The sequence below is a fragment of the Aquidulcibacter sp. genome, from assembly GCF_049239865.1.
Taxonomy (GTDB): domain Bacteria; phylum Pseudomonadota; class Alphaproteobacteria; order Caulobacterales; family Aquidulcibacteraceae; genus Aquidulcibacter.
This window is the reverse complement of sequence record NZ_JBMLTR010000038.1, coordinates 1-1,446: the sequence shown is the minus strand read 5'-3', so window position 1 is coordinate 1,446 and position 1,446 is coordinate 1. Positions and strand designations below refer to the sequence as shown.

The following is a 1,446-nucleotide window of genomic DNA, read 5'->3' as shown; positions in this document are numbered from 1 at the left end:
GCATCAAAGGTCAGGCCTTGGGCTTTGTGGACCGTCAGCGCCCAAGCGGGCCGCAGCGGCACTTGCCGGAAGACGCCCACCGCCTTGCGCTGGGGTACGCCTTCAGGATCGGGCTCGTAAATATAGCGCTCCCAATCAGCCGGTTCGATCTCATGCACACGGCCACCGATGCGAACGAAGACCGACGTCTTGCCCAGATCAACGACCGTCGCCAGCGTGCCATTAACCCAGCGTTTGTCTGGATCATTGCGCAACAGCATGACCCGCGCGCCCACCCGCAACAAAAGGTCGCTGTCGGTCGGGAAAATGCGCTCGTCAAACTGGCCTTCGACTTTAGCCCCGTAAGAGGCTTCAGGCCCCGATAGCCGCGCCATCTCCAAATCATTGATCCGGCGGGCGGCTTCATTGGTGGTGGTCAGGACGATAGCCCCATCCCCATCCTTGTCGGAAAAGGGCGGGGGTTCACCCACCACGCGAGAATCTAAAAGCTCCGCATCTTCCATCGTCGGCCGTCCGCGGCGCATCCGGTCCAGCAAGCCGAGGAAGGCTGCATCGGATTGGCGAAACACCTGACACAGCTCAATCGACGTCCAAGACAGTGACTTTACCGACGGCGCATCAAAGAAGTAAGGCCCGCCAAACCATTGTTCGAGGATCGGCTCATCCTCGCGGCTAACAACGGGTGGCAATTGCGCACTATCACCAACGCACAAAAGACGGACGCCGCCAAATGGCCGGGGCACACCGCGGTGCAAGCGCATGGATCGATCAATCGCGTCCATCAAGTCTGAGCGCACCATGGAAATCTCGTCTATCACGAGGAGATCGAGTGTTTTCAACATGCGGCCTTCGCGGACGCGACGGACGTCCTGCGGTTGGATCATGGCGGGCGGTAGCTTGAACAAGGAATGGATCGTCTGACCACCGGCGTTTAATGCCGCAATGCCCGATGGGGCAACGATGGCGGCTTTGAGGTCTGTTTCATCCATAAAGGCTTTGAGGAAGGTGGTTTTGCCGGTACCGGCGCGGCCTGTCAGGAACACCCCGCCTTCGGCCTTCTCAATCCGCTCCGCCACTTCGCGGTAAGGCCCGTCGTCGAGCGAGAGGGCGACTGCCTTCGCCGGGCCTTCGATCCGCCCATGGCCACCTTGCAAGCGCGCCATCGCCATGGCCCCATCGGCATCATCGACTTTAGCGACGACGGTACCATTGCGGATCAGCACAGCCGAAAAACCGCTTCCGGTATCCACCAGACGCGCAATTCCGCCCCGCAATGCCATTTCCCGCACTGTTTTCACGTGTGACCTTTTCAACCTCTTCCTTCGGTGGGTGCGCCTTCTGCGTCAAGCAGCGGCTGCGCGAATATGTATCGATTAGAAATTCTAACTTGTATCTCGCAAGCCGAAGTCGCACCTGATGTGTTATACGCACGGACACAAGTGAGGA

At 59.3% G+C, this 1,446-nt stretch carries 1 protein-coding gene; it reads right to left on the bottom strand.

Annotated features, from left to right (window positions below; all coding sequences use genetic code 11):
• Positions 1 to 1,298 (bottom strand): ATP-dependent DNA helicase (locus tag ACOVRA_RS03215; protein ID WP_421719028.1); only part of this gene is annotated, 1,298 nt, incomplete at its 3' end.
• Positions 1,299 to 1,446 lie beyond the last annotated feature (148 nt).